At 62.4% G+C, this 24936-nt stretch carries 22 protein-coding genes; 10 read left to right on the top strand and 12 right to left on the bottom strand.

The features are described 5' to 3' along the window. Window positions 1–16 precede the first annotated feature (16 nt). From ABJF10_RS04685 to ABJF10_RS04670, 4 genes are all read left to right on the top strand, one after another. Window positions 17–1954, top strand: coding sequence for a hypothetical protein (locus ABJF10_RS04685; RefSeq protein WP_348543362.1), 1938 nt, complete (start codon window positions 17–19; stop codon window positions 1952–1954). A 3-nt stretch (window positions 1955–1957) separates the two neighbouring features. Next, on the top strand, window positions 1958–2587 hold the full coding sequence (locus ABJF10_RS04680) for a hypothetical protein (protein ID WP_348543361.1): 630 nt from the start codon (window positions 1958–1960) through the stop codon (window positions 2585–2587). Between the two features lie 83 nt (window positions 2588–2670). Then, window positions 2671–2913: a hypothetical protein gene (locus tag ABJF10_RS04675; RefSeq protein WP_348543360.1), complete on the top strand. Its 243-nt coding sequence runs from the start codon at window positions 2671–2673 to the stop codon at window positions 2911–2913. Next, on the top strand, window positions 2910–3317 hold the full coding sequence (locus tag ABJF10_RS04670; protein WP_348543359.1) for a TA system VapC family ribonuclease toxin: 408 nt from the start codon (window positions 2910–2912) through the stop codon (window positions 3315–3317). Before ABJF10_RS04675 ends, ABJF10_RS04670 begins: the two co-directional genes overlap by 4 nt. A gap of 18 nt (window positions 3318–3335) precedes the next feature. Here the strand turns inward: ABJF10_RS04670 and ABJF10_RS04665 are convergent, their stop codons facing one another. Then, entirely contained in the window at window positions 3336–4535 is a 1200-nt protein-coding gene (locus tag ABJF10_RS04665) for an aminotransferase class V-fold PLP-dependent enzyme (RefSeq protein WP_348543358.1), read from the bottom strand. Between the two features lie 60 nt (window positions 4536–4595). Beyond that, entirely contained in the window at window positions 4596–5384 is a 789-nt protein-coding gene (locus ABJF10_RS04660; protein WP_348543357.1) for a ParA family protein, read from the bottom strand. A gap of 85 nt (window positions 5385–5469) precedes the next feature. Here ABJF10_RS04660 and ABJF10_RS04655 point away from each other — a divergent pair, with 85 nt between their 5' ends. Beyond that, a complete protein-coding gene (locus tag ABJF10_RS04655) occupies window positions 5470–7914 on the top strand; it encodes a DEAD/DEAH box helicase (RefSeq protein WP_348543356.1) in 2445 nt (814 codons plus the stop codon). Window positions 7915–7916: 2 nt separating this feature from the next. On the opposite strand, the gene ABJF10_RS04650 is transcribed toward ABJF10_RS04655, so the two are convergent. From ABJF10_RS04650 to ABJF10_RS04620, 7 genes are all read right to left on the bottom strand, one after another. Further along, on the bottom strand, window positions 7917–8576 hold the full coding sequence (locus ABJF10_RS04650) for a gluconate 2-dehydrogenase subunit 3 family protein (protein WP_348543355.1): 660 nt from the start codon (window positions 8574–8576) through the stop codon (window positions 7917–7919). Then, the gene (locus ABJF10_RS04645) at window positions 8573–10372 is read right to left on the bottom strand and encodes a GMC family oxidoreductase (protein WP_348543354.1); all 1800 of its coding nucleotides are present in this window, start codon (window positions 10370–10372) and stop codon (window positions 8573–8575) included. Before ABJF10_RS04645 ends, ABJF10_RS04650 begins: the two co-directional genes overlap by 4 nt. 20 nt (window positions 10373–10392) lie before the next feature. Beyond that, window positions 10393–11517, bottom strand: coding sequence for a Gfo/Idh/MocA family oxidoreductase (locus tag ABJF10_RS04640; protein ID WP_348543353.1), 1125 nt, complete (start codon window positions 11515–11517; stop codon window positions 10393–10395). Beyond that, complete coding sequence (locus ABJF10_RS04635) at window positions 11514–12353, bottom strand: aldolase (RefSeq protein WP_348543352.1); 840 nt, start codon at window positions 12351–12353, stop codon at window positions 11514–11516. Before ABJF10_RS04635 ends, ABJF10_RS04640 begins: the two co-directional genes overlap by 4 nt. Window positions 12354–12436: 83 nt before the next feature. After that, window positions 12437–13417, bottom strand: coding sequence for an SGNH/GDSL hydrolase family protein (locus ABJF10_RS04630; RefSeq protein ID WP_348543351.1), 981 nt, complete (start codon window positions 13415–13417; stop codon window positions 12437–12439). A gap of 66 nt (window positions 13418–13483) precedes the next feature. Further along, window positions 13484–14914 carry a DNA recombination protein RmuC gene (gene rmuC / locus ABJF10_RS04625; protein WP_348543350.1) on the bottom strand — a complete coding sequence of 477 codons (1431 nt, stop codon included), beginning with the start codon at window positions 14912–14914 and terminating at the stop codon, window positions 13484–13486. Window positions 14915–14992: 78 nt separating this feature from the next. After that, window positions 14993–15688, bottom strand: coding sequence for a hypothetical protein (locus ABJF10_RS04620; RefSeq protein WP_348543349.1), 696 nt, complete (start codon window positions 15686–15688; stop codon window positions 14993–14995). 716 nt (window positions 15689–16404) lie between these two features. Here ABJF10_RS04620 and ABJF10_RS04615 point away from each other — a divergent pair. Genes ABJF10_RS04615 through ABJF10_RS04600 form a run of 4 tightly spaced genes read left to right on the top strand, consistent with a single transcriptional unit; the run spans window position 16405 to window position 21463 of the window. Next, window positions 16405–17535, top strand: a complete 1131-nt coding sequence (locus ABJF10_RS04615; RefSeq protein WP_348543348.1) for a prolyl oligopeptidase family serine peptidase — start codon at window positions 16405–16407, stop codon at window positions 17533–17535. Then, window positions 17532–19205, top strand: a complete 1674-nt coding sequence (locus ABJF10_RS04610; protein WP_348543347.1) for a CocE/NonD family hydrolase — start codon at window positions 17532–17534, stop codon at window positions 19203–19205. Before ABJF10_RS04615 ends, ABJF10_RS04610 begins: the two co-directional genes overlap by 4 nt. Window positions 19206–19217: 12 nt before the next feature. Beyond that, a complete protein-coding gene (locus ABJF10_RS04605) occupies window positions 19218–20537 on the top strand; it encodes a Gfo/Idh/MocA family oxidoreductase (RefSeq protein WP_348543346.1) in 1320 nt (439 codons plus the stop codon). 56 nt (window positions 20538–20593) lie between these two features. Next, complete coding sequence (locus ABJF10_RS04600; RefSeq protein ID WP_348543345.1) at window positions 20594–21463, top strand: 4-hydroxybenzoate octaprenyltransferase; 870 nt, start codon at window positions 20594–20596, stop codon at window positions 21461–21463. On the opposite strand, the gene ABJF10_RS04595 is transcribed toward ABJF10_RS04600, so the two are convergent. Continuing rightward, complete coding sequence (locus tag ABJF10_RS04595; protein WP_348543344.1) at window positions 21448–22056, bottom strand: YceI family protein; 609 nt, start codon at window positions 22054–22056, stop codon at window positions 21448–21450. The two genes, ABJF10_RS04600 and ABJF10_RS04595, sit on opposite strands and share 16 nt — an antisense overlap. 95 nt (window positions 22057–22151) lie before the next feature. Here ABJF10_RS04595 and ABJF10_RS04590 point away from each other — a divergent pair, with 95 nt between their 5' ends. Then, window positions 22152–22943 carry an esterase gene (locus ABJF10_RS04590; RefSeq protein ID WP_348543343.1) on the top strand — a complete coding sequence of 264 codons (792 nt, stop codon included), beginning with the start codon at window positions 22152–22154 and terminating at the stop codon, window positions 22941–22943. Window positions 22944–22981: 38 nt separating this feature from the next. Here the strand turns inward: ABJF10_RS04590 and ABJF10_RS04585 are convergent, their stop codons facing one another. Both ABJF10_RS04585 and ABJF10_RS04580 read right to left on the bottom strand, forming a co-directional pair. Beyond that, complete coding sequence (locus ABJF10_RS04585; RefSeq protein WP_348543342.1) at window positions 22982–24562, bottom strand: serine hydrolase; 1581 nt, start codon at window positions 24560–24562, stop codon at window positions 22982–22984. Between the two features lie 195 nt (window positions 24563–24757). After that, window positions 24758–24936 (bottom strand): P-II family nitrogen regulator (locus ABJF10_RS04580; protein WP_348543375.1); only part of this gene is annotated, 179 nt, incomplete at its 5' end.

The raw sequence follows: 24936 nt of genomic DNA, 5'->3' as shown, positions 1-24936 counted from the left end.
CCCAAGAAATCCAAACATGAAAAAGACCAACCACGAAAGCGGCAGCATCCTGCTGGCCGTCCTCTTGATCGTCATGGTGGCGGTGGCCGTCGTCGGCGCCGCTTACATGGCCACCACCGGCCAGATCCGGCTCACCTCGCGCAGCGCCGACATGGACTCCCTCGAGACCACGGGCGAAGGCGTGCTCGATTACGCCTTCGGCAAGTGGAAGGACGCGATGGACTCCAACGGGCTGATGACCGCGACCGACGCCAATGCGCTGGTCAGCGGCAGCAACCGCCCGGCGGTGCCCGCGCGCATGCAGATCGTGAGCCTCTCGATCACGCCGGTCGACGCCAACGGCGTCAACAGCACGGACGCGGTGAAGACTTACGATTACAAGATGTCATTCGTTTACACCTATGTGGCCTCGGTCACGCTGCAGACCTCCGGAGTCGGCGGATTGCGGACGATGACCCTGCGCCGCAATCTCGTTTACACCTCGGTGCCACCGACCCGCGGGATGTTCTTTTCCGAGGGTGACTTTGAACTCTACAAACCCGCCAAGATGGTGATCGGCGGTGACGTCCACACCAATGCCAGCGCCCATATTTCCACGGGGACTTCCTCCTCGAATCTCACCTTCCTCGCCAATTCCAAGGTGACCTACGTGGGATCCTATGACAATGGCATCCCGGCGGGAGGCACCGCGTGGAGCAACAGCGGCACGAACTATCCGCCGACTTATGAGACCAGCCTGGCCAGCCAGGTGAAAAAGGTGCCGGATATCGCGGGCATCGGCCTGGGCACGGCGGCCGAATACAACACGACCGATTCCAATCCGAACAATGATGGCAACCGGGAACTGATCGAGCCGCCCGTGGCTGGCTATCCCGATCCGGATTCCATTGCCGCCAGCCGCATCTATAACAATACCGGGATCCTCATCAATGTTTCCGGTCCAGTGGATCAAACGGCGACGCTCAATGTGACCAACGGCGCCTATACCGGCGGCAATATCAGCATCAAGGCCCAGAATGGGACCACGTTGACCAGCGCGCAAGCGACGGCGATCCGGAACGCGGTCACGAATTCGGTGACCACGCAGGTCCAGACCTGGGTGCCCAATATGGTGTGGGTGACGAGCGGCCACTATACCGGCAGCGGCAGCCACAAGACCTGGGTCGACACGAGCAGCTGGGTGGACCAAGGGCACTACGTGACCTCGAACGTGGTAACGCAGAAGACGATCTACGACAAACGGGAGGTCGCGAGTGTCCCGATCACCGACCTGAACCTCGGAAGTATCGTGCCCACGCTCAACGCGGCCACGGGATTCAACGGCATCGTCTATATGTATGACAGCGGTTCGAGCGACCAGAAGGCCATCCGGGTCACCAATGGTGGGGTGCTGCCCAATGCCGGGCTGACGATTGCCACCGAGGATGGTCTCTACGTGCAAGGCGATTACAACACCGGCACGACCACGAATCCGAACGCGGTGCCCTCCAATGCCAGCCCCGCCGCGAATGCGTCTACCACGGTGAGCGGCTACACCACGAAGTCTGCCGCGCTCGTGGGAGATTCGATCATGGTGCTCTCCAATAGCTGGTCCGATAGCAATGCGAGCAGTAGTGTAGGCAGCCGGAATGCCTCGAATACCACCCTGAACACGGCGCTGATCGGCGGCTACATTCAATCTACGAATGGTGGTTCCAACGGTCGCTCGGGATATTCCGGAGGGATGAACAATTTCCCCCGGTTCCTCGAGTCGTGGAGTGGAGATAACATGACCTTTTCCGGCGCCTTCGTCTCGCTCTACAAGAGCAAGCAATTCACGGGTTCGTGGGACACCGGTGACATCTACGTCCCGCCCACCCGCTACTGGTATTTCGACACCCTGCTGCTGAGCCGGGTGCTGCCGGGCATCCCGGCGACCGGCGGTTTTGTCCGCGGCCCCCTGAGCAGAATGTAAACGATGAAACTCCGCACTCTGTTTTCAAAAACGACCGCCCTCGCCGTTGGTATCGTGGCTCTGGCCTGCGCGTCCCGCGAGGCCCGCGCCGCCGACTCGCAACATCCCGAGATTTCCTTCGCCGTGCAGCATCTGCGCGAGGAGAATGTCGAGGGGCCGAATGTGGAACGGACCTACTTCATGGCTGCGGGCAAGCGGGTTGTCTTCGGGCTGCCCAAGGGCTGCCAGCTCAGCGCGGGAGATGGCTTTCTACTGCTGCCGACGGAGGCCGGTCTGGATGGAGAAATCCGCGTCAGCCGTTCTTCCTTCACTCCCGAAACCGATCTGGCCGCGGAGGCGCTGACCTACCGGGACGCGGCTACGCAAGGCCTGCCGAAAGACGCCACCCATGTGGAGGCGAAACCGCCGGTCATGAACACCTATCCCTACAACGGCTGGAAAAGCATGGGCTTTAGCTGGACGTATTCAGCTTACGGCAAGCCGATGGTCCGGACCGTGAGCTATATCAATCTCCAAGTGGGAGTGCAGATCGTGGTGACCACGCTGGCGGTGCAAAGCGACGCCGAAAAGGTGAACAAGCTTGCCCGGCAATTCATCAGCTCGTGGTGGGTGATGGGCGATGGGGCCAAGTGATAGAACGGCGCCCCTTGGAGAGTGACGGCCGATATTTCGTCAACAAATTGACAACGCCGTGCCGGAGTAATACGGTAATACCGATGACCACGCTCACCTTCAAGATTGCCGAGGATGAGGCGCGAAGTCTGCGAGCCGCAGCCCGGCGTGCCCGGCTCACGCTCTCGGAGTATTTGCGCCGGCAGATCCGAATGAACTCTCCTGAAGCGCAGCCGGTGGGCAAGGTCAAGTGCCGCCACACCGGAGCGATGATTTTTGCTCCGGCACCGCACCTGACTCCGCTGACTTCGGAAACGGTGAGGGAAATGCTGGCCGACTTTCCGTGAGATACCTGCTGGACGTCAACGTGCTGGTGGCTTGGGGATGGGCCGATCATGCAGATCATGAGCGTGCCGCACGCTGGATCCACCGGATCAGGAAAAAGAAAGGAGATCACCTCCTCACGTCCGCGATTCCACAGCTCGGTTTTGTGCGCGTATCTGTGCAGCGTACTGGAGGGCAGATTCTGCCAGAAGCGGCCGGACAGGTGCTGGCCGGAATGTTGCGTTCATTGGGCGCTGCGCATCAATTTGTTCCTGATGATCAGGAGGCAGTACGCTGGCCAGCGTGGTGCACGGCTGCGGCGAGAACTACTGACGCTCACCTGATCGAACTGGCCACGATCCATGGAGCGAAACTCGCGACCCTGGACCAAGGAATACCCGGAGCAATCGTGATCGACGTTTCCTGAATATCGGCTCCGCCGCGCTCAGCGCGGGTGCTGGCCATTGGACAGGCGGAGAATGGCCTCGCCCAGCGTGCGGTAATCCTCGGTGCAGTTGTAGGCTTGGGCGGAGAAGCGCACGTAGCGCCGCTTGGGTTCGCCCCAGCGGACGACGGGCGCTTCCACGCCGTGCTCCGCATGCAGCCGCACTTGGATGGGATCGAATCGCCCGGCGTCGAGAGGTGGCTGTTGCAGCGCCGTGGGCAAGAGGAGCGTGGCCATGCTGGCGAGGAGCTCATTGGGGCACGGCAGAGTTTGATTCAGCCGCCCGGCGAGCAAGGCGCGCGCGGAACTGGCGAGGTGACGATTGCGGTCACGCAATTCCTCCCAGCCACCGGGAAAAAGTGAGCCGCCCCACTGGATGGCGGCGGGCACGCTGAGCCACGCCGTGGGATCGAGCGTGCCGGGCCAGTCGAAGCGATCATGAAACGGGCTGCGGCCGGGCCGGCGCGTGTTTTCGCCATGGCTCACGATCGCGGGACGGAGGGCGTCCTGGCGATCCGGGCGCGCCCAGAGGAAAGCGGCTCCCTTGGGGGCGCAGACCCATTTGTGCAAATTGCCCGTGTAGTAGGCGGGACGCAGCAACCCGAGATGCAGCGGCACGGCGCCGGGGGCGTGCGCGCCATCCACGAGGGTATCGATGCCATGGGCCTCCAAGGCGCGAATGATCTTGGTAATAGGGAAGACCAGCGCGGTGGGGCTGGTGATGTGGTCGATCATCGCCAGCCGCGTGCGCGGGGTGACTGCCGAGAGGATGGCCTCGATGATCTGCGTTTCGTCGCGCAGGGGGAAGGGCACCTTGGCCACGACGACTTTCGCGCCGGCTCGTGTCGCGGCTTCCGCGAGGACATTGCGGCAGGCGTTGTAGTCGTGGTCGGTGGTGAGCAGCTCGTCGCCCGGCGAGAGGTGCAGCGAACGCACGACCGCGTTCACGCCGGCGGTGGCATTGGCGACGAAGACGAGGTCGTCCGGATCGGCCTTGAGGAAGTCCGCCAGTTTTTCGCGCGCGGCGTCGAGCAAATCGGGCAGGTCGCGCCACAGAAATTGCACGGGCTGCCGTTCCATGCGGGCGCGCCATTCCGTCTGGGCTTCGAGCACCGCGCGGGGACAGGCGCCGAAGCTGCCGTGATTGAGGAAGACGACGCTGGGGTCGAGCGTCCAATGTTCAACCAAGGGACTTGGCATGGCTAGGACCCGGCGATCAGCGCCATCCGCAGGGTGGAGGGAAACATCGCGCGCCGCATCTCAGGCTGGAACGGTGGAGCCCGACCAATGTTGGCGGGCGAGGAATTCTTCGGCGAGCGCCTTGTAGGCGGTGGCGCCGAGGCCATTTGGCTCGTACTCGAGGATGGGCTTGCCGTGGCTGGGCGCTTCGCTGAGACGCACGGCGCGCGGGATGATCGTCTTGAAAATCACGTCGCCGAAATGGTTCTGCACCTCCGCGATCACCTGGGTGGCGAGATTGTTGCGCATGAACATGGTCATGAGGATGCCGCCGATAGTGAGGCCCGGATTGGCGCCGCAATCGCGGATCTGGCCGACGATCTGGTGGATCTTGCTCAAGCCCTCGAGGGCGAAATACTCGCACTGGAGCGGGATGAGCAGTTCGTCGGCCGCGGCGAGCGCATTGGTCATGAGGATGCCGAGCGAGGGCGGGCAATCGAGGAGGACGAAATCGAAAGTGGCATCGGCGCGCAAGGGCTCGAAGGCGCTGCGCAGCCGGGTGAGATGATCGTCCGCCCGGGCGACCTCGATTTCCGCCCCGGCCAGGGCCATGTCGCCGGGAATGATCCAAAGGTGCTCCCAGCGGGTGGGCACGACTTTCTCCGAGATCGGGGCGCCGCCGAGCAATGGCTCGTAGATGCTGTGGCCATCGATGGTCGGCAGGCCGAGCGCGCTGGTGGCGTTGGCTTGCGGGTCGAGGTCGATGAGCAAAGTCTTCACGCCTCTCGCGGCGAGGCACGATGCGAGGTTGACGCTGGTAGTGGTCTTGCCGACGCCGCCTTTTTGATTGGCGACCGCGATGATCTTCATAGGGCGCGGGAGTGTAGGCGGGGCGCGACATTTGAACAGATTTGATTGCCGAAAGCCCATGCTGTTGTAGGGGATGCGGCTCCGCATGATCCCGATTACCGAACGCTTTCTCTCCGACGCCGGCGGCTGGCAGGCGCTGAAGCAGGCCCGCAGCCTGCACCAGATGGGCCGGGTGATCGCGGCCAAATACGAGCCGCCGCTGCTCGAGGGGCGCGTGCGGGAAGGGGAGCAGGAGTTCCGCACGGGGCTGAAAATCCTCTCGGCATCCAAGGTGGAAAACCTGTGTACGTGCCGGGAGTCGCGGCAGCGCGGGGTGATTTGTGCGCATGCGCTGGCGGTGGGGCTGGAGATTATCAAGCCGCGTACGGTTGTGACTCCGGCGATTGCAACATCGAGTCCGACGATTTCCATGGGGAACGCTGCGGTGTCTGGTGCACCGGTCGCGTTCCCGACCGGCGAACGGCCCAAGTTTCATCTGCAAGTGGAAGGCTCTCTCAACTACCTCACCGCCCGTCTCGACGCGGAATACGGCACGCGTAAGACGACGCTCGCTGGCTCCCGTTTTGCGCACCCTGCCGAAGAGGCCGCCACGGAGCGCCTGCGCAAAGCGGGTTTCGCCGACCCGGATTCCAAGGGCGACATGGTGCTCAAGGGGGAGCCGCGCATCCTGGCGTTCTTTGCCGGTGAATTGCCGCGGCTGCAACGGGACTGGAACGTCACCATTGGGGCGCGCTTTGACTACGTGACGCGCGAGATCGAACGCATCGAGCCGAAGCTGCAAATTCGCGGTTCGGGGGAAAACTGGTTCGACCTGTCGCTCGAACTCGGCACGCCAAGCGGCGAGCAATTTTCCGCGGCGGAAATTCAGCGGCTCCTGCAATCCGGCCAGAGCTCGACCCGGCTGAAGAATAAGAAGGTGGCGGTATTCGACCCCGGCGTGCTCGATGAATTGCAGCAGGCCCTTACCGACTGCAATCCGGAGCAGCGCCAGCCCGGGATGTATCGCGTGGCCCGCGCGCATGCCGGGTATCTCGATACGCTGGCGCGCGAGCAGGGAGCGAAGCTGCGCGTGGATGCGCGCTGGAATGCGTGGACCGAGATCTTGCGCGATGTGACGCGGCTGCCGGTGATCTCGCTGGGTGATTTGGAGGAGGTCTTGCGCGCCTATCAAAAGACCGGCGTGTATTGGCTGAAGTTTCTGGCGGACAACGGCCTCGCAGGAATCATCGCGGACGAGATGGGATTGGGGAAGACCGTGCAGGCGCTGGCCTTTTTAAGGGAGCTGGGTGGGCGCGCGCTGATCGTTTGTCCGTCGTCGCTGGTTTTCAATTGGGTGCGTGAGGCGGCGCGATTCACCCCGGAGCGAAAGGTGCTGGTCATTGCTGGGGAAGGGCGGGCAAAGCTGTTCGGCCCGGCCATGGAAGAAGCGGAACTGGTCATTACGAGCTATCCGCTGCTCCGCCGCGACATCGAGCGTTACCGCGACTGGGAATTCGACGCGGTGATCCTGGACGAAGCCCAGCACATCAAAAATCCCGACAGCCAGAATGCGCAGGCCGCATGTGCGCTGCGGGCGAAGTTTCGCTTCTTGCTCACCGGCACGCCGATCGAGAATTCGCTCAAGGATCTGTGGTCGCTCATGCACTTTCTCATGCCGGGCTACCTCGGTTCGGCGAAGGATTTCCGGGAGCGCTATGAGCGCGAGATCCAGAACGATCCGCTCGGTGGCGCGGCGAAGCGGCTGCTCCAGCGCATCCGGCCGTTTGTGTTGCGCCGCACCAAGCGCGTCGTCGCCAAGGAACTGCCCGAGAAAATCGAGCAGGTGTCTTACTGCGAACTCACGCCGCAGCAGAAGGACGTGTATGCGGAGTTGGTCAAGACCACGCGCCGGACGCTCTCCGACCTCGCCGGCGCAAAGGATCAGGGCAAAGCCCGCATCACCATGCTCACCGCGCTGCTGCGCCTGCGACAGGCGTGCTGTGATCTGCGCTTATTGGGTCAGGAGGACATCAGTCAGGAACAGGCGTCGGCCAAGATCGAGTTGTTGCGCGAGTTGCTGGCCGAGGCCGTCGATGGAGGCCATCGCGTGCTGATCTTCAGCCAGTTCGTCTCCATGCTCACACTCTTGCGGGAGGCGCTCACCGCGGATGAAATCCCGTACTGTTATCTCGATGGCTCGACCAAGGACCGCGCGGCGGAAGTCGACCGGTTCCAAACGGGCGAGGTGCCCGCCTTTCTCATCAGCCTGAAGGCCGGTGGCGTCGGCCTCAATCTCACCGCCGCGGACACGGTGATCCACTTCGATCCGTGGTGGAATCCCGCGGTGGAAATGCAAGCGACCGACCGCGCCCACCGCATCGGCCAGCAAAAGGTCGTGACCGCTTACAAATTGATCGCGCGAGATACCGTCGAGGAGAAGATCCTCGCGCTGCAGCAAAAGAAGCGGGCGTTGGTTGATGCCACGATCGAGAGCGAGCAGCCGCTGATGGATGGCCTAAGCTTCGACGAAATCGAGGAAATGCTCACGTAGCGCTATTTCACCGTCTGCTCGACACCGAGCTTGGCTAATACCTCTGGCGGCGGGCCGTCGAAGGTAGCGAGCGGCATGTTGCCCACATAGCCGATCGCTTTCCAGCCGGCCTCCGTCCCGTAATAGGCGCTCGCCGCCAGCGAACGGAACTTCAGAAAAAACGTAGCGGCTTTCTTGAATTCCGGCTTCGCATCCGCTGGCCAGCAGATGTCATCGGCGATGGCGCGTTTCTCCGCGTCACCGAGCGCGGCGAAGCCCTTCGAAAAGCGCTTTTGCGCTTCGTCTTCCAACCATTGCAGGCCGGGCAACAAAGCGGTGCGATCCTTCTGCTGCACTGGATAGGGCGCGCTGATCCACTCGTCGATATAGTCGGGCACGCGCGCTGCGCTGGCGGCCGGACCGAGGTGATCGGCGGGAAGGATAAGATCGGCGAGGGCGCTGGCTGTCGCACGTTGCAATGGCGTGAAAGTCAGCGGCCAGAAATCTCCGGGCCCATAGAACTTTGAGAGGTCGGGATCCATGCCGTAGCCTTTCGCGGGCGGGGCTGCAGCGGCTTGCACAGTGCTTCCCAAGTCGGGCAGTTGCGCGGCTGCGGCGACGGCCGCGATCCATTTCAAGATCGTGCGCCGGGGAAGACGCGTGGGAGATTCGTCGGTGCTCACAGGGCTCCTTTCCGTGCCTGTTCGATGATGTAATCACCCGCGCGCCAGGCGAGCGCCATGATGGTGAGCGTGGGGTTTTTGTCCGCATCGGATGCGAAGGGCGCGCCGTCGCAGAGGAAAAGATTCTTCACATCCCACATCTGGTTCCGGCTGTTGCAAACCGACTTCTTCGGATCGTCGCCCATGATCGCCCCGCCCACTTCGTGGATGACTTTGCCACCGCCCTCGATGGCCTCCTTGCCGGACAACCCCTTCCGGCTACGCACCGTGCCGCCCATGGCCTCGATCATTGCGGCGAAGGTTTTCACGCCGTGATCGGCCATGTTGATTTCGTGGTCGCTCCAGCGCCAATGCCAGCGCAGCACAGGAATGCCCCACTTGTCCTTCACTTCCGGATCGAGCTCGGCGAAGGAGTTCTCATTCGGGATCATGTCTCCGCGTACAGTATAGCCGACGTTCGAGCCATAGTAACGCCGTGCCTCTTCCTTGAATTTCGTGCCGTAAGCGCCGCGGGCGAGATCGTCTGGAAGCGGATTGCGGCCGCCGGGCATCGCGCGGGAGCCATTGAACTCGACATGGTAACCGCGCGGAAAGTTGAGCTTCCCGGCGAGTTGTTCCTTGTAGAGCCACCACGGGATATAGAGGTGCGGACCGCCCGCGCCGTCTTCATTGTGCGGCGGCAGATTTTCCAGTGCGGGGATCTGGCCGCCGACGCTCGCCCCGACCGAATCCATGATGTATTTGCCGACGAGTCCGTTGCCGTGGCCGATTCCCTGCGGGAAAGAAGGGCTCTTCGAGTTGAGCAGGATGCGCACGGTTTCACCGCTGCTCGCGGCGAGCACCACGACCTTCGCTTTCACGCGCGCTTCCCGACCGGTCGTCTTGTCGATGTAGACGACGCCGGTGGCCTTGCCGTCTTTGCTTAGCGTGACTTCGCGGGCGTGCGCATTCGGAATGATATCCAGATTGCCCGTGGCCAGCGCCGGCGGCAGATGCACGGTTGTGCTCTGGTAATTCGCGCGCAGGCTGCAACCGCGATGGCAATCGGTGGCCCAAAAACACGCGCCGCGGGCGCGCATGGAATCGGCAACGATGCCTTGGGCCCAGGCGTTGCCGGGATGCAGCTTCGCGGGAATCGTGTCGGCGTCGAGCGGGCGGGTAAGCACGGCGCGGTGGATGGAGATCACCGGGATGCCGAGCGGCTTCACATGCTTCTGCATGTAGAGCTCCGAGGCGCGCGCCTTGGGCGGCGGGAGCAGCACGCCGTCCGGAGAATTGGGCGTGTTCTCCATCCCTTCGTTCGTGCCGAAGACGCCGATGAGCATTTCCACTTTCGTGTAGTACGGCTCCACGTCTTCGTAGCTGATTGGCCAGTCAAATCCCAAGCCATCGCGGCTGCGCGGCTTGAAATCATATGGTCCGTTGCGCAGCGACATGCGGCCCCAGTGGTTGGTGCGGCCACCGAGCATGCGCGGGCGCCACCAGGAAAACTGTTCTTCCGGCTTGTCGCTCGCCTGCGTGTAGGGCTCGTCGGGAATCACCCAGCCACCGTTCACGGTCGCGTCGGTGAAGCCCATCTGCTTGTCGGGTGTGGGCGTGTTGAGCAGCGGTGTCTGGTCGGGACGATGCAGCATCGCCGTCTGCGTGGGCGGATCGTACGAACGTCCGGCTTCGAGCATCACGCATTTCAGACCGGCGAGCGTGAGCGTGTAAGCCATCTGCCCGCCGCCCGCGCCGGAGCCGACGATGGCGACGTCGTATTCGGGTTGGGCCTGGGAGCTGTCGATGATGGCCATGGAGGGAGGCGTCGAGCGGGTTACAGATCGATGGCGCGCTTCTCCGTATAGGAGCGGAGGGCGGCGGCGAAAATCTCGTGGCTGCCCACCGCTTCATCCGGCGTGGCGCAGCCGAAGCGATCACCCAGTTGCCCGGCGTGTTCGGCGGCGAAAGAGGCCAGCATCTGCTGAAAGCAATCGGCGAAACCGGCTTCGAAAATCCCACCGGTGACGACCGGGAAAGCACTCTCACTCATCCCCACATCGTAGCGCTCCCAAATCTGCTCCTTGCCGCGGCGGAAGTGCCAGAGGGTTTTCGTTTCCTTGGTGGAATAGCGCACGCCGCCCTCGGTGCCGAACACCTCGAGATACCACGTGTTCATCTCACCGGGAGCGAGGCGCTTGGTCTCGAGCCGCATCGGCACTTCGCGTCCGGCAATCTCGACGTCGCAGTGCACGAGCGCGTTGTCCCAGGTGTCGCACGCCGCCATGCCGCCTTTGCCATCGGGGCGTTCGGTGTAAATTTTCTGCAACTGGGCGTAGACGCGCTTGGGCCGCCAGCCGAGGCGCAGCGGCACGTGCGCGGTGTGCATCCCGAGATCGCCCATGACGCCGATCTCGCCGCAGAACTGGTTCTGCCGCTTCCAATTTATCGGCTTGGTCGGGTCGAGGTCGCTGGCGTGATGGAAGCCGCTGCGGATCTCCAGAATGTGGCCGAGCTGCCCGCTGCGCAAATAGCGGACGGCCTTTTGCACGCCGGGCAGGAAAGGAAACTCCGACGAGCAACGGACGAAGCGTCCCAACTCACGCGCGGTGTCGCGAATCTTCCGAGCCGCCGCCAGATCGATGCCGAAGGGCTTCTCCGCGAAGAGGTCCTTCCCGCTCTGCAACACCTGCAGATACAGGCTCTCGTGCAGGTGATGCGGGACCGCGACATACACCACGTCCACAATTTTACTCGCGCACAGCTCTTTCGAATCCGCGGTGAAGAGCTGGACCGAGGGGATGCGGCGAAACCACTCGCGCACTTGTTCATTCAGGTCGCAGATCGCGGTGAGTTCCAAGCGCACCGGCGCGTCGGTGAGCGCGCACCAACGGCCGATGGCACTGGCCATTTCGCGGCCCATCAAGCCGCCGCCGATGATTCCGAGGCGCAGAGTCTTCATTTCGCGGCGGCGATGAATTTCGCGGCTTCGGTGGCGGTCGCGCCATCATGGACAATCGCCATGAGTGCCCGCGTCATGCCGGCGGGGTCGCGGTGCTGGATGATATTGCGGCCATAGACGATGCCCGCGGCGCCTTGCTGGATCAGCTTCTCCGTCCGGTCGAGGATTTCGGCATCGGGCGCCTTGCCGCCGCCGCGCACGAGCACGGGGATGCGTCCCGCAATTTCCACGATCTTGTGATAAACGCTCACGTCATCCGTGGGGTCGGCCTTGATGATGTCCGCTCCAAGTTCCACGGCCTGGCGGACGAGCGGGAGAATCTTATTGAGGTCGCCATCCACCATATAACCGCCGGCTTGTTCATTCGGGCGGAAGACGAGCGGCTCGATCATCAGCGGCATGCACCAGCGTTCGCACTCGGGCTTGATCTTGAGAATGTTTTCAATGCACTGGTCGGTGACTTCCGGCTGGCCGGGGATGCGGAAGAGATTCACCACCACGCAAGTGGCGTCGAGCCGCACCGCTTGCTCGGCGGCGTTGCCGATCATGCGGCTGAAAAGCGCGCGCGGCAGCTCCGCGCCGTAGACGTTGGCCACGTCGGTGCGCAACACGAGCGCGGGCTTCTCCTTGCCGGGGATGCGCTGGAGCAGTTCGGCCTGACCGATCGTGAGCTGGATGGCGTCCGGGGCGGCTTTGACGAGCGTGCGCACGCATTCCTCGAGATTCTCGATGCCTTGCAGGAACCCACGCTCATTGAAAAAGCCGTGGTCGATGGCCACGTCGAAGCAGCGGTTGGACTTGGAGTTGAAGAGACGGTTGAGACGGAAGGCTTTCATCGTGAGGGAGGGCAGAGGTTGTCTGCCAATGAGTTGTGGGGCAAGTGGATTGTATACAATTCTCGGGATCGATGGCGTGGCCGTTAGTGCGGAGGCAGTTCCGTCACTAACGCGCGGATCTTGCCTTCCAATTCCGCAGCTTTCGCCTCGGCCTCGGGGACCGGCAGGCCCTGCGCTACTCCCGGCCGTTTGTGGCCGATGTCGCTCAGCCACGCATCACCGAGCATATGCACGTGCTGGTGCACCAGCTTGCGCAATTCCGCACCTTTGGGATTCGCCGCGAGATCGGTGCGAAACTTTTGCCACCAGGCCGCATCGCCCGGCACGAGAGCAGCGATGAGTTGGTCGGCGATCAAGGCGTGGCCGTCGGCATTGGGATGGACCCCATCCTTGGCGAAGACGAAATCCGGATTGGTTTTCCGCTGCGCATCGATGAAGGCATTCATCGGCCCGTGGATGTCGATGACACGCCAGCCCTTGCTGCGCTGCTCCAGCAGCCAGGCGGCGTAACGGTCGAGAACGAGATTGTACCCGCCCAACAGAGAGGTGGGCATCTTCCCTTCTGCGTCCGGACCCGGGCGGGCGCTGAGGGCATGAAAAGTCGGCGGCGTGACGTGGATGATTTGCGCGCCGGCGGCGGTGACTTTGTCGTGCAGCCAGTCCATACCCTCGCGGAATTTTGCAAAGCGCGCTTCGTCGAGCGGCAGGTAGATACCGTCGTTCATCCCGTAGCAGGCGAAGACGAGATCGGGCTTGGTTTTCGGCAGCGCGCGGTCGAGGCGCTCGTGCAAATCGGGACGCGGGAACTTGCCGCCGGCGTGACCGTCTTCCGACAAACCGGAAACAGTCTCGCTGGAAAGGCCAATGTCGATGACTTCAAACTTCCGCTCCGGGTGCCGGGCGAAGAGGTACAGTTCGAAATCCTCCACGTAACCGCCGCCGTGCGTGACGCTATCGCCGAGGAAGACGATGCGCTTTACGCCCGGGAGGAAATTATCGGCGGCGTGAAGTGTCGAAGCGCAGAGCGCAAGGAGTAGAGCGAAGAAAAGGGGGAGGGGGCGCATGGAGTGCATCCAACGAAGATTGTGCGTCCGGTGCAAGTGGATCGTTTTCCGAGCCTCTCAGCGTACTTACGCCTCTTCGTCGGGCGCGTCCGCTTCTTCCGCCTCCGCCGCGGCGTCGCTTTCCAGGCCCAGCAACGCCGCCGCATCCACTGCCGGCAGTTCCTCCGCTGGCTTCAATTTCCTCGCCACGGCCCGTGACCGGCGCTGCGCCAAATCGATGGTATTCGATGCCTCGTTGAGCTTCTTCTGCACCTTGTCGAGCGTCTCGCCAAACTTGCCAAACTCGGTCTTTACCGCCCCCAGCACTTTCCACACTTCGCCGGAGCGCTGTTCGATGGCCAGCGTGCGGAAGCCCATCTGCAAGCTGGTGAGCAGGGCGGTGAGCGTGGTTGGCCCCGCAATTACCACACGGTATTGGCGCTGCAAGGCTTCACCCAACCCAGGACGGCGCAGCACCTCGGCGAAGAGGCTCTCGGTCGGTAGAAACAGGATCGCGAAATCGGTGGTCGTCGGCTGACAGATATACTTCTCGGAAATCTTCCGCGCCTCCTGACGAATGCCTTGCTCGAGCGCGGCGCTGGCCGCTTCCACCGCGCTGACCTCGCCGCGTTCCTGCGCCTCGACAAGCCGCTGGTATTCTTCGTTGGGAAACTTCGAATCGAGCGGCAGCCAGATCGGAGTGCCGTCGAGATCACGCCCGGGCAGCTTGATCGCAAATTCCACACGTTCCGGGCTGTCCTCATTCGGAGCGAAGTTGCGGACAAATTGCTCCGGGGTGAGCGTTTGCTCCAGCAGATTCCCGAGCTGCACCTCCCCCCAGGTGCCGCGCGTCTTCACGTTGCTGAGGATCTTCTTCAGGTCACCCACACCCACCGCGAGCGATTTCATTTCGCCGAGCCCGGTGTGCACTTGTTCGAGGCGTTCGCTCACCAGCTTGAACGATTCCCCGAGGCGCTGCTCGAGCGTCTGGTGCAGCTTCTCATCCACCGTTTGGCGGATGAGCTCCAGCTTCGCTTCGTTGTTGGTCTGCAATTGCGTCAGCTTCGTCTCGATCGTGGTGCGCATGGCCTCCAGTTTGACCTCGTTGCGCGTGCCCAGTTCCTCCATCCGCTTCGCCTGCGCCTCGCGGAAATCCTTGAGCGCGTTTTGCAATTCCGTGCGGTCTTGCAGGTCGGCGGCACGCTCGGCGTCGCTCATCTGCTGCAGCCGCGAGTCGAGTGTGGTCCGCAGTTCGCCGAGACGCTGCTGTAGAGAATCGGCCAGTTCGCGGACGGCCTTCGCAAGCTCTTCCCGCGTCTCGCGTGCCGCGCCCAAGCTCTCGCCTCGTCCCGCCTGGAGTTCACTCCGGACAACCTCATTTACCCGGTCCACCTCGCCACGCACGCGATCACCGGCGGTGTCCTTGGGCGCGCGAAACAGCAGCACCAGCAGAAGGCCCACCCCCAACGCCGACAACACGGTGGCGGCGATCAGCAGTGGCAGCAGGGCGGAATTCATCGGTCACTCGATTTGCGGGATTTACCCGCACTTGTCACGCCCCGTTCCTGTGCCCCCCGCTTCGCCACCGCCCCGCCGTTATTGATTGAGCCCCAGATAGCCGGTCAGCGATTTGAAGAGGAAAAACTGCTCATCCGGCGCCACTGTGAGTCCGCGGACTCGCCGCTGTTCAGGACACCGCCAGGAGTGCCCGTGGTCCGATAGCCAGCCGTACGTCTCGTCGTAGTGCCAGTGCCGCCCATAATCCAGGCGCCCGGCCAGAGCCTTGGAAAACCGGTCAATCAAAGGACCCTCGTAGCCGAGCGCTTTGAAGCAATCCCGGATGGTTTCCCTCGCTTCCTCCCGTTGCTCCGCGGAAATCTCACACGCGGGCAGAAGCAGCAGCAATGAAGCTTCGCGCGCTGGCGTGCGGCGGGAAAACCGGTCAATCTCGTCCCAGCGAAATGCCGGGGATACTCCATGTCCGCCGAGTCCTCCCACCCAGTGCACCTGCCCGAAGGTCGAAAGCCCATACTTCACTTCGTGCCGGGGAGTCCCTAGATAGGCGACATTCACGGCAAACCCCGGGATAGAGAGAATGAACTCCGGCCACGGACCGTATTCGTTATTCATGTTAAGCGTGTCGGTCCAAAAGCCGGCGAAGTCTTCAGGCTGCAAGCCGAACGCCTCGTAGATGTATTCGTACGCTTGGTCGCCCGTACTGCATGCGGATTCCACGAGGTGGGAGGCCCACCAGTAAGGGGAGTCGAGGAGTTGCGCAGGCAGTTGACCCATGACCGGGGCATGAAAACTCAGGCTCGCTGCGACGCCAAGCCCGTTTCCGCCAGCGCGTGATTGGGCGGATTCGTTGTGCGGAGCCTCGATCTTGAAATCGATGTGAATCGTGCCATCTTAGTCGTCGTCCGAACGAGGCTTGGGTGGAAAAGAGATGGCGGAAAAGGAGGGTCCGAGGCGATGGGCATCGGACGCAGGCAATCAAGGCGATGAATCATCAGAATCCAGTAATGAATTGGCAACGGCGTCTCCAGGATCGGCAACCGGCTTACCTCGGCGCTGGCCCGGTAGGCTGCGCTTCGGAATCAAGATTCCGCGACGGGCCTCTTTCCAGTGTAAATCCAGGCCAGTCGTGTCCAATCGTGCCTAATCGTGCCCGAAATTATTTCTGCCGGGCCGATCAGCCACGAGCGGAGGCCGGGGCCGGGGATGCACCTTTCGGTTTCAGCCTTGCTGGCATCAATTCCTACCAGTTCCCGAACCTGCTCCCGCTCCGCTCCCACCTCAATCCCACTCCAGGTTTACTCTGGAGATCCCAGTGGATCCCAGTGGATCCCACCATTGATTTTTTGCTGAAATCCCGCCCCGAGCCACCGCCGAAATCGCGCCCCCGACCACGGATCGTTCCGGACAATATGGAAAAAGATTTACCAGAAACGACAAAAGAACTTCAGGGGTCGCTGGGTTTACTGCAATGTCCGCGCCGCCCCCGAACCGTGCCCAGTATCCTCTCTCTCAGTCGCGCTGCCTGCCTCTTTGCCGGGGGCCTGGCTCTGTCCGCGAACGCCGGGCCTGCGAAGCCGCTGCCGGATGTCCTGGCACCGTTGTTTCAGCCGCCCGCAGAATATGCGAACCAGCTCGGCAGTTTCCGATCACCGCTGAAATTTGCGGATGGCCGCGAAGTGAAGACGGCGGCGGACTGGGCGCGTCGACGCGAAGAGATCCGGCAGCATTGGTTCGACGTGATGGGGCCGTGGCCACCGCTGCTGAAAATGCCGCGGCTGACCGTCCTTGAAAAGACTTCGCGGGACAATTTCACCCAGTGCCGGATCGAAGTGAAAACTGCGCCGGGGCGGATGTCCACGGGCTACCTCTTGATCCCCAGCGGGGAGCCGAAATTCCCCGCTGTGTTCGTGCCTTACTACGATCCGGAAACCAGCGTCGGTCTGCAAAAAGAGCTGCGCGACTTCGCCTATCAGCTTGCCAAGCGTGGTTTCGTGACCCTCGCCATCGGGTCACCTGGTGGCGATGCGCGGGGGCCTGATATTGGCGATGCGCAGTGTCAGCCGCTCTCGTATCTCGCCTATATCGCGACGAATTGCGCGCAGGCGCTCGCCAATCTGCCGGAGGTGGACGCGAAGCGCATCGGGGTGGTCGGCCATTCTTATGGCGGGAAGTGGGCGATGTTTGGGTCCTGCTTGAGTGAGATTTTTGCCTGCGCCGCGTGGTCCGATCCAGGTGTCGTCTTCGATGAAAAGCGGCCGAGCGTGAACTACTGGGATCCGTGGTACCTCGGCCTGCAGCCCGGTTCGCCGCGACCTGCGGGACTGCCCGATGAGGCGCATCCGCGCACCGGCGCGTATCGCGTCCTGATGGAGCAGGGGATGGACCTCACAGAGTTGCACGCGCTCATGGCGCCACGGCCATTCCTCGTGTCGGGCGGAGCGGAAGACACGCCGGCGCGCTGGCCCGCGCTCAACCACGCCATTGCGGTGAATCGCCTGCTCGGCTTCGAGCAACGCGTGGGGATGTCGAACCGACCAAAGCACGATCCGACCCCGGAATCGAACGAGCAGATTTACCGCTTCTTCGAGCATTTTCTCCACTCCAGCCCATCCAACCCATGAATCCTCGCTTCCTCCGAACTCTCTTCATTGCCAGCGCGGCGCTCACGCTGAACTCGCTGGCTGCCGATTTGCCGAAGCTCGATTTCGGCGGCGTGCGCGAAGAGCACATCATGATTCCCATGCGCGATGGCAAGAAGCTCTCCGCCTATGCTTATTTTCCGCCCGGGGAAGGCAAGTGGCCCGCGATCTTCGAGCAACGTTACGCCGACATCACCAGTGCCGGATCCCGCAAGGCCGCGGCGAAATGGGCCGAAAGCGGCTTCGTCATCACCCTCGTGAATTACCGTGGCACGCACGATAGCGAAGGCGTGTGGCACGGCTATCGTGGCATGCAATGGGGCGAACTGCGCGACGGTTACGACGTGTGCGAATGGCTGGCCGCGCAGCCGTGGTGCACTGGAAAGATCGGCACCTACGGCGGTTCGCAAGCGGGCTTCGCGCAGAACTATCTCGCCGTGACCCAGCCGCCGCACCTCGTCGCCCAATACATGACCGACACCGGCCTGAGCCTGTATCAGGAAGGCTACCGCATCGGCGGTGTCACGCGCCCGGAGCGATTCCTCAATATGGGCAAAGTGGCGCGCGTCCCGGCCGACAACGACGCGCTGATGCGCGAATGGGATCAGCACCCGGACTACGACAATTACTGGCGTGACGAAGATTGCACGCTGCACTTCGACAAGATGAACCTGCCCTGTTTTACCATCGGCAGTTGGTACGACTTCATGGTGCAAGGCTCGGTCGCCAGCTTCGTCGGCCGGCAGCAGCATGGCGGAGAAAAATCGCGCGGCCAGCAGCACATCGTGCTCGGTCCATGGCTGCACGGCGGCTATCCGAAATCGAACAAGATCGGCGAACTGGTATTCCCCGAGAACGCGATGTTCGACGTTTATGCGTCGATGACGAAGTGGTTCAACCACTATCTCAAGGGCGAGGACAACGGGGCCGGGAAACAGCCGAAGGTGCGTTACTATGTGATGGGCGCGGCAGGTGAACCGGGCGCGCCGGGGAACGTCTGGCGCGAGGCGCAGGATTTTCCGCCGCATGTGCAGGGTACGCCGCTCTATCTGCGCGGCGATGGGGGACTGGAGCGCACCTTGTCGCCCGATGCTTCGAGCCACACAAGCTACGCGAGCAATCCGCGGCAGCCGATGAGCATTCCCGGAACCTCCTTCCCCGGCGCGAAAGACTCGCGGCCCTTCGAGCAGCAGAGCGAGGTGCGCACCTGGACGACCGCGCCGTTGGCGGCGCCGATCGAATGGACCGGTGAAGTGCAGGCGGAAATCTACGCCAGTTCCACGGCGAAGGACACCGACTTCATCCTGCGCGTGAGCGACGTTTATCCCGACGGGCGCAGTATGCTGCTCATGGATTATCCACTGCGCGCGCGCTATCGCGAAGGCTTCGACAAGGAAGTGCTGCTCACGCCGGGCGAACCGGCGAAACTGGCGTGGCACATTGGCTGGACGAGCATCGTCCTCAACAAGGGCCATCGCATTCGCGTGACCGTGGCCAGCACCGGCTACCCGCTCTACGAGCCGAACAACCAAACCGGCGGACGACAGACCATGGATTGGCTGAAAGACTCCACGGCCGCGATCAACACCATCTGGCACGACAAGACGCATCCGTCCCGCATCATCGTCCCGGAAATCGATCCTTCCCGCTAATTCCCCACTCTCATGAACACGACTCGTCGCACCTTCCTCAAGACCTCCAGCGCCGCGATCCTCGGCTTTCCCGCCCTCGTCCGCGGCGTCAACCTGAACTCCAACCTGCAAATCGCCGGCGTCGGTTGCGCCGGGAAGGGCCTCTCGGACATCTCCGAGACCGGCTCGCATCCGAAGGCGAAATTCGTCGGCTTTTGCGATGTGGACACCACGCACTTCGAGAAGGTGGATGCCAAGTTTCCCGGGGTAACGCACTTTCAGGATTTTCGAGAGATGTTCGCCCAATTGGGTGATGGCTTCGACGCCGTCACGGTCTCCACGCCCGACCACATGCACGCCTTTATCTCCCTCGATGCCATGCGGCGCGGCAAACACGTCTACTGCCAGAAACCGCTGAGCCACACTGTGTGGGAAGCGCGCCAGATGCGGCTGCAAGCGACGAAATCGAAAGTGGTCACGCAGATGGGTAACCAGATCCATTCGGCGAAGGAGTATCGCACCGCGGTGAAGCTCGTGCGTGACGGCGTGATCGGGAAGATCAAGGAAGTGCATTCGTGGCAGAAGAATCCGGGCAACGGCTACACCAAGCTCACCGCGCCGCCCGCGTCCGGGCCGGTACCGGCGTCGCTCAATTGGGACTGGTGGCTGGGCGTCGCCCCGCAGCGCGAGTATGCGCCGGACGTCTATCATCCGTTCAAGTGGCGCGACTGGCAGGACTTCGGCGCCGGCACGATGGGCGACTTCGGCTGCCATATCCTGGACCCGGTCTTCACCGCGCTGGAGCTGACGTCTCCGATCACCATTCGCGCGGAGAACGAAGGTGCGAATGCGCAGACGTGGCCCTCGGCGGAAACGATCAGCTACGTCTTCCCCGGAACGGCGTGGACGGCTGGCAAGACACTGGCGCTCACGTGGTACGATGGCGGGCGCCTGCCCGACCTCGCGCTGGCGCAGATGCCGGCGGAGGGAAAACTGCCGGGCTCTGGCTCGCTTCTCATCGGCGAGGGCGGCACGCTCATCCTGCCGCACGTGGGAATGCCTCAGCTTTATCCGCAGGAAAAGTTCGGCACGTTTGAAATCAAACAGGTCGAGGGATCGAGCCATTACCACGCGTGGGTGGATGCCGCGCTGGCCGGCACGAAGACGACCGATAATTTCGACTACGCCGGCCCACTTACCGAGACCGTACAGCTCGGCAATGTCGCCACGCGCGTCCCCGGCGTTACGCTCCAGTGGGATGCGGCGGCCATGCGCATTCCGAACAAGCCCGAGGCGGAAGCATTGCTGCGCGGCAAGGAGCGCGAGGGTTGGGTGATTGCCCCCGTTGCCTAGCGGGTGCTTGCCAAGGCGGGCGTGGATTGTATGTCATCGCGCGCCTTTGCGCGTCCATGCCCAACGCTGTTTCCACCAAGCCATTCCTGCTCCGCCTCGGCGAATTCATTCGTTTTTCCCACACGATCTTCGCGCTGCCGTTTGCCTTGATCGCGATGCTCGTCGCGGGGAATGGGCGGGTGCCGCTTGCCGTGCTTGGCTGGATCCTCGTCTGCATGGTGGGGGCGCGCACGGGGGCGATGTGCTTCAATCGACTGGCGGATTGGGAGATCGACAAGGAGAACCCGCGCACGGCGGTGCGTCATACGTTGCTGGGAAAATCCAGCGCATGGGTGGTGTTCGCGCTATCGCTGGCGGTTTCGGTGTTCGCCGCGTGGAAATTGAACCCACTGTGTTTCTACCTCAGCCCGGTGATGATCGTCCTCATCACGTTCTACTCGCTGACGAAGCGGTTCACGGCTTACTCGCACTTCTTCCTTGGCTTGGCCTTGAGTGTCGCGCCGATGGGTGCTTGGGCGGCGGTGCGCGGGGAGTTGTGGACGGTCACTCCTTACTTCCTCGCCGCCGCGGTGGTGTGCTGGGTCTTCGGTTTCGACCTCATCTACTCGACGCTCGACGCCGACTTCGATCGCCAGAAGGGACTGTTCAGTTTCCCGTCCCGCTTTGGGATTCCGGCAGCATTGCGATTGGCGAAAGGCCTCCATATCGTCGCGGGGATGGCTTTCTTCGTGTTCGGTTGGCTAGCGGGGCTGGGTCGATTCTACTGGGTCGCGTGGCTGGTGGTTGTTGCGGCTTTGATCTGGGAACACCGCATTGCGAATCCGGAAAATCCGGCTTCCATCAATGAGGCGTTCTTCAACGTCAATGCGCTGGTCAGCATGAGCCTGCTTGCAGGCGTATTGCTGAACTACTACTTGAGCGTGTAGGCCGGCGGCAGGGCGAACGAGAAGCGGTAGCTCGTCTTCACTTTTGTCGCGACGGTCAGGACCGCCTGGCGGATCTGGGGGAGACCAAACTTCAGGGTGTCGATCACCGCGTCGCCGGTCACGATCAGGCGGTCTTTTTCGCGCCAGCCTGCCGCTGGGCCGCCAAAAGGTTGCTTTTCCCCGTTCAAGACCAGGACGCCGTTGACGGTGAATTTGGCGGGGTGCTGTAGATCGGCCTTCTGGATATCTCCCTCGACCAGCTTCACGTTTTCCAAGGTGAACGTGACGTCGGGATGCACTTCGACCTTCAGCCAGTCGCGCATGTTCTTGTCGCGTTTGTCGTTGAATGTGGTGAGGGCCGCGGTCTTGAAGCGCAGGGTGGCCTTTTGGACGGGAGGCGTCGCCTCGGTGTCCAAAGTCGCGCTGCCTGTGAACTCTTTGGCTTCCCCTTTGAAGCTATGCAAGGTGGCGTCGCCCACGAAGGTGAGGCTGCTCCCTTTGGCATCCAGCGGAAGAGTCTGGCTGGCGGCGAAGAGCGGGGCTCTGCCGACCGTCAGGAGAAAGAGCAGGGCGAGGGAGAGGAGGCGGTTCATAGATGTACGGGCTTGATTGCAAATCGAGATCCCACCTTGGTTTGACTGCATCGAAAATGTAGCCAAATGAGAGGGACATGCGTCTTATCCCGCAAATGAACGCTTTTCGTCTGGTTGTTCCTCTCGCTGCCGCGCTCGTGTTCGTCTGCCGCGTCCAAGCGGTCGACGCGCCGGCGCGACGCGAATGGATCGTGGACGGCGTGACCCGCGAAGCGCTGGTTTATGTGCCACCGACGGCGAAGACGGCGGCGACTCCGGTGATCTTCGCCTTTCATGGTCATGGTGGGACGATGGCCTACGCGGAGCGGAAGTTCAGTTATCATACGCTTTGGCCGGAGGCATTGGTCGTCTATCCGCAAGGCTTGCCGACGGCGGGAAAGCTCACCGATCCCGAGGGGAAAAAGGCGGGCTGGCAATTCGCCGCGGGCGACTATGGCGATCGCGACCTGAAGTTCTTCGACGCCATGCTGATAGGTCTGCGCAAGGAATATCGGGTCGACGACCAGCGCATCTTTGTGACGGGGCACTCGAACGGCGGAGGATTCACCTATCTGCTGTGGGCCAACCGCGGAGATCAACTCGCGGCGGTCGCGCCCTGTGCCGCAGCGTCCTTGTCGCCGATCGGTCAATTCAAGCCAAAGCCCGTATTTCACCTCGCCGGGGAAAAAGATCCGATCGTCAAATTTGAATGGCAGAAGATGACGATGGATTCGGTGCGGAAGATCAACCAGTGCGGAGAGGGTCAGCCATGGGGCGACCATTGCACGATTTACCCGTCCAAGATCGGCGATCCCTTGGTGACCTACATCCATCCAGGAGGACACGAGGTGCCACCGGATGCTCCGGCAGTGATCGTGAAGTTTTTCAAGGAGCAGACGGCGCATTAATTGCGCCCCGCGTGGTGTAGGACACGCGTCCTGCACCGCTAACTCACGATCTGCCCCTGCAGCACGGGGCGCTTGTCTTTGCCCCGGTTGGTGCTGGCTTGAAATGTGACGGTTACTTTGTCGCCGTCGAAATGGCACGACACGGTGTCGTGATGTGGGGTCTCGTAGTAGCGCCAGGTCATCACCCATGTCTGATCGTCTTTCCATGTCCCGGCGGCGGCGACCTTGTGGCGAGTGCCGGCGGGTGGAGCGCCGCCGGAGATGATGCGTGGTGGGGTGCCGGGCAGGGCGGTTTCTCCGTGTTCCCAAGCGCCGAGCCCGCTCGAGATGGCATAGGTGTCCTGTTCCGTGCGGAAGGTGCAATGGACTGAGGTCATTTCGAAATCGAACGAGATGTTTTGCAGGCCGAGGGAGTTGGTGTTGAGGCGAAACATTTTGCCGGAGATATTCGTCGCGACAGGAGAAGTGAGCGGTCCGGCAGGGGGAGGGAGGGCGAGCCCGGCGAGTCTTTCGCGCAAGCGGGTTTGCGCGGCGGCGTCCGCGGGTAATGGCTTTTCCTGCATGGCCGGCAAGAGGTGCTGCCAGACGAGGTCCAGTTCGCCCTGCAAATCTGCGCTCTCGCCGGTGATGGCGATGACCGCGTCCTGCTCGGGCAGGACGATGGTGAACTGCCCGAACGCGCCATCGCCGCGGAAGGCGTTGTGGCGGCAGCGCCAGAATTGATAGCCGTAGCCTTGCACCCAGTCATTGTCCTCGTGGGGCCGCGAAGGCTTGGCCGGGTCGGGTTGCTGAATGTGTTTCGTCGTCGCTTCCTCTACCCAAGCGGGCGGGAGGATCTCTTTGCTGCCCCACTTGCCCTTTTGCAAATAAAGCTGCCCGAATTTCGCGAGGCCCTCCGTTTGGATGCTGAGGCCCCAGCCGCCGGTATTGATGCCGCGTGGGCAGGTCTCCCAAGTCATGCCTTCGATGTTGAGCGGGGTGAAGAGCTTGGGCGTGAGGTAATCGATGACTTTCTGGCCGGTCACCCGCTGAACGATGGCCGAGCACATGTAGGTGGCAGCGCTGTTGTAGAGAAAGACGCTGCCGGGCGTGTGGGTGATGGGCGCGGCGAGAAAGGCGCGCACCCAGTTTTGCTGCTCCACCATGGCGTAGGTCGGTTCGTGCTCGTTGCCGACCGACATGGTGAGGAGATGCTTCACCTGCAAGGCGGCGAGGTTGTCGCTGATTACCTTGGGCAGGTCGTCGGGGAAGAACGACGTGACTTTGTCCTCCACGCTCAACTTGCCTTCGGCGACCGCGAGGCCAACGGCGGTGGAGGTGAAGCTCTTGCTCATCGAGTACATGGTGTGCGGCAATTCCGCCGCGTAGGGCGCCCACCAGCCTTCGGCGATGACGCGTCCGTGCCGTGCGACGACGATGCTATGGAACTCGTGCTTGCTCTGCGCCAGGGCGTCGAGAAAGGCCTCGATGGCGGGCGAGGAGACACCTTCCGCTTCCGGCGTGCTGCGCGGAAGTCCCCGCGTGGCGGCGAAGGCACGGCGTTCCAACGCTGCGCCCAAGGCCAGGGCGCCGGCGCCGAAGCCGAGTTGCTTGAGGAAAGTTCTGCGGGTGGGAAACATGCCGCCAAGCCTGTCCCGATCGGCTTTCGTCGGCAAGCTCGTGAAGCGACTAATGACGCTGAATTCGAACGAGCAGCACGAGCACTATGGCGCCTAAAAATAAGAGAAGAGCGTTCGAGCTCAACGTCCTGGGCAAAAACGATACGGACGGCATGCGCGCCTTTCGCAACATGCCGTCCGCATGGTTTGGAATGGTTAGACCGCCGCTTCGTCCTTTTCCTCGGTGCGAATGCGCACTGCGGAATCGACGGGCAGGACGAAGATCTTGCCGTCGCCGATCTTGCCGGTTTTGCCTGCCTTGACGATCGCCGCGACGGCTTGCTCGACGAGCGAGTCGGTGATGACGACCTCGAGCTTGATCTTGGGCAGGAAGT

It is taken from the genome of Chthoniobacter sp. (assembly GCF_040003245.1).
Lineage (GTDB): Bacteria > Verrucomicrobiota > Verrucomicrobiia > Chthoniobacterales > Chthoniobacteraceae > Chthoniobacter.
The sequence above is the reverse complement of the archived record's forward strand: the minus strand, read 5'-3'. Positions and strand labels throughout refer to the sequence as shown.

Coding starts and splice junctions, on each gene's coding strand:
- ABJF10_RS04685 (WP_348543362.1), top strand. CDS start 17: ATGAAAAAGACCAACCACGAAAGCGGCAGCATCCTGCTGGCCGTCCTC.
- ABJF10_RS04680 (WP_348543361.1), top strand. CDS start 1,958: ATGAAACTCCGCACTCTGTTTTCAAAAACGACCGCCCTCGCCGTTGGT.
- ABJF10_RS04675 (WP_348543360.1), top strand. CDS start 2,671: ATGACCACGCTCACCTTCAAGATTGCCGAGGATGAGGCGCGAAGTCTG.
- ABJF10_RS04665 (WP_348543358.1), bottom strand. CDS start 4,535: ATGCCAAGTCCCTTGGTTGAACATTGGACGCTCGACCCCAGCGTCGTC.
- ABJF10_RS04660 (WP_348543357.1), bottom strand. CDS start 5,384: ATGAAGATCATCGCGGTCGCCAATCAAAAAGGCGGCGTCGGCAAGACC.
- ABJF10_RS04655 (WP_348543356.1), top strand. CDS start 5,470: ATGATCCCGATTACCGAACGCTTTCTCTCCGACGCCGGCGGCTGGCAG.
- ABJF10_RS04645 (WP_348543354.1), bottom strand. CDS start 10,372: ATGGCCATCATCGACAGCTCCCAGGCCCAACCCGAATACGACGTCGCC.
- ABJF10_RS04640 (WP_348543353.1), bottom strand. CDS start 11,517: ATGAAGACTCTGCGCCTCGGAATCATCGGCGGCGGCTTGATGGGCCGC.
- ABJF10_RS04635 (WP_348543352.1), bottom strand. CDS start 12,353: ATGAAAGCCTTCCGTCTCAACCGTCTCTTCAACTCCAAGTCCAACCGC.
- ABJF10_RS04630 (WP_348543351.1), bottom strand. CDS start 13,417: ATGCGCCCCCTCCCCCTTTTCTTCGCTCTACTCCTTGCGCTCTGCGCT.
- rmuC (WP_348543350.1), bottom strand. CDS start 14,914: ATGAATTCCGCCCTGCTGCCACTGCTGATCGCCGCCACCGTGTTGTCG.
- ABJF10_RS04620 (WP_348543349.1), bottom strand. CDS start 15,688: ATGGGTCAACTGCCTGCGCAACTCCTCGACTCCCCTTACTGGTGGGCC.
- ABJF10_RS04610 (WP_348543347.1), top strand. CDS start 17,532: ATGAATCCTCGCTTCCTCCGAACTCTCTTCATTGCCAGCGCGGCGCTC.
- ABJF10_RS04605 (WP_348543346.1), top strand. CDS start 19,218: ATGAACACGACTCGTCGCACCTTCCTCAAGACCTCCAGCGCCGCGATC.
- ABJF10_RS04600 (WP_348543345.1), top strand. CDS start 20,594: ATGCCCAACGCTGTTTCCACCAAGCCATTCCTGCTCCGCCTCGGCGAA.
- ABJF10_RS04595 (WP_348543344.1), bottom strand. CDS start 22,056: ATGAACCGCCTCCTCTCCCTCGCCCTGCTCTTTCTCCTGACGGTCGGC.
- ABJF10_RS04590 (WP_348543343.1), top strand. CDS start 22,152: ATGAACGCTTTTCGTCTGGTTGTTCCTCTCGCTGCCGCGCTCGTGTTC.
- ABJF10_RS04585 (WP_348543342.1), bottom strand. CDS start 24,562: ATGTTTCCCACCCGCAGAACTTTCCTCAAGCAACTCGGCTTCGGCGCC.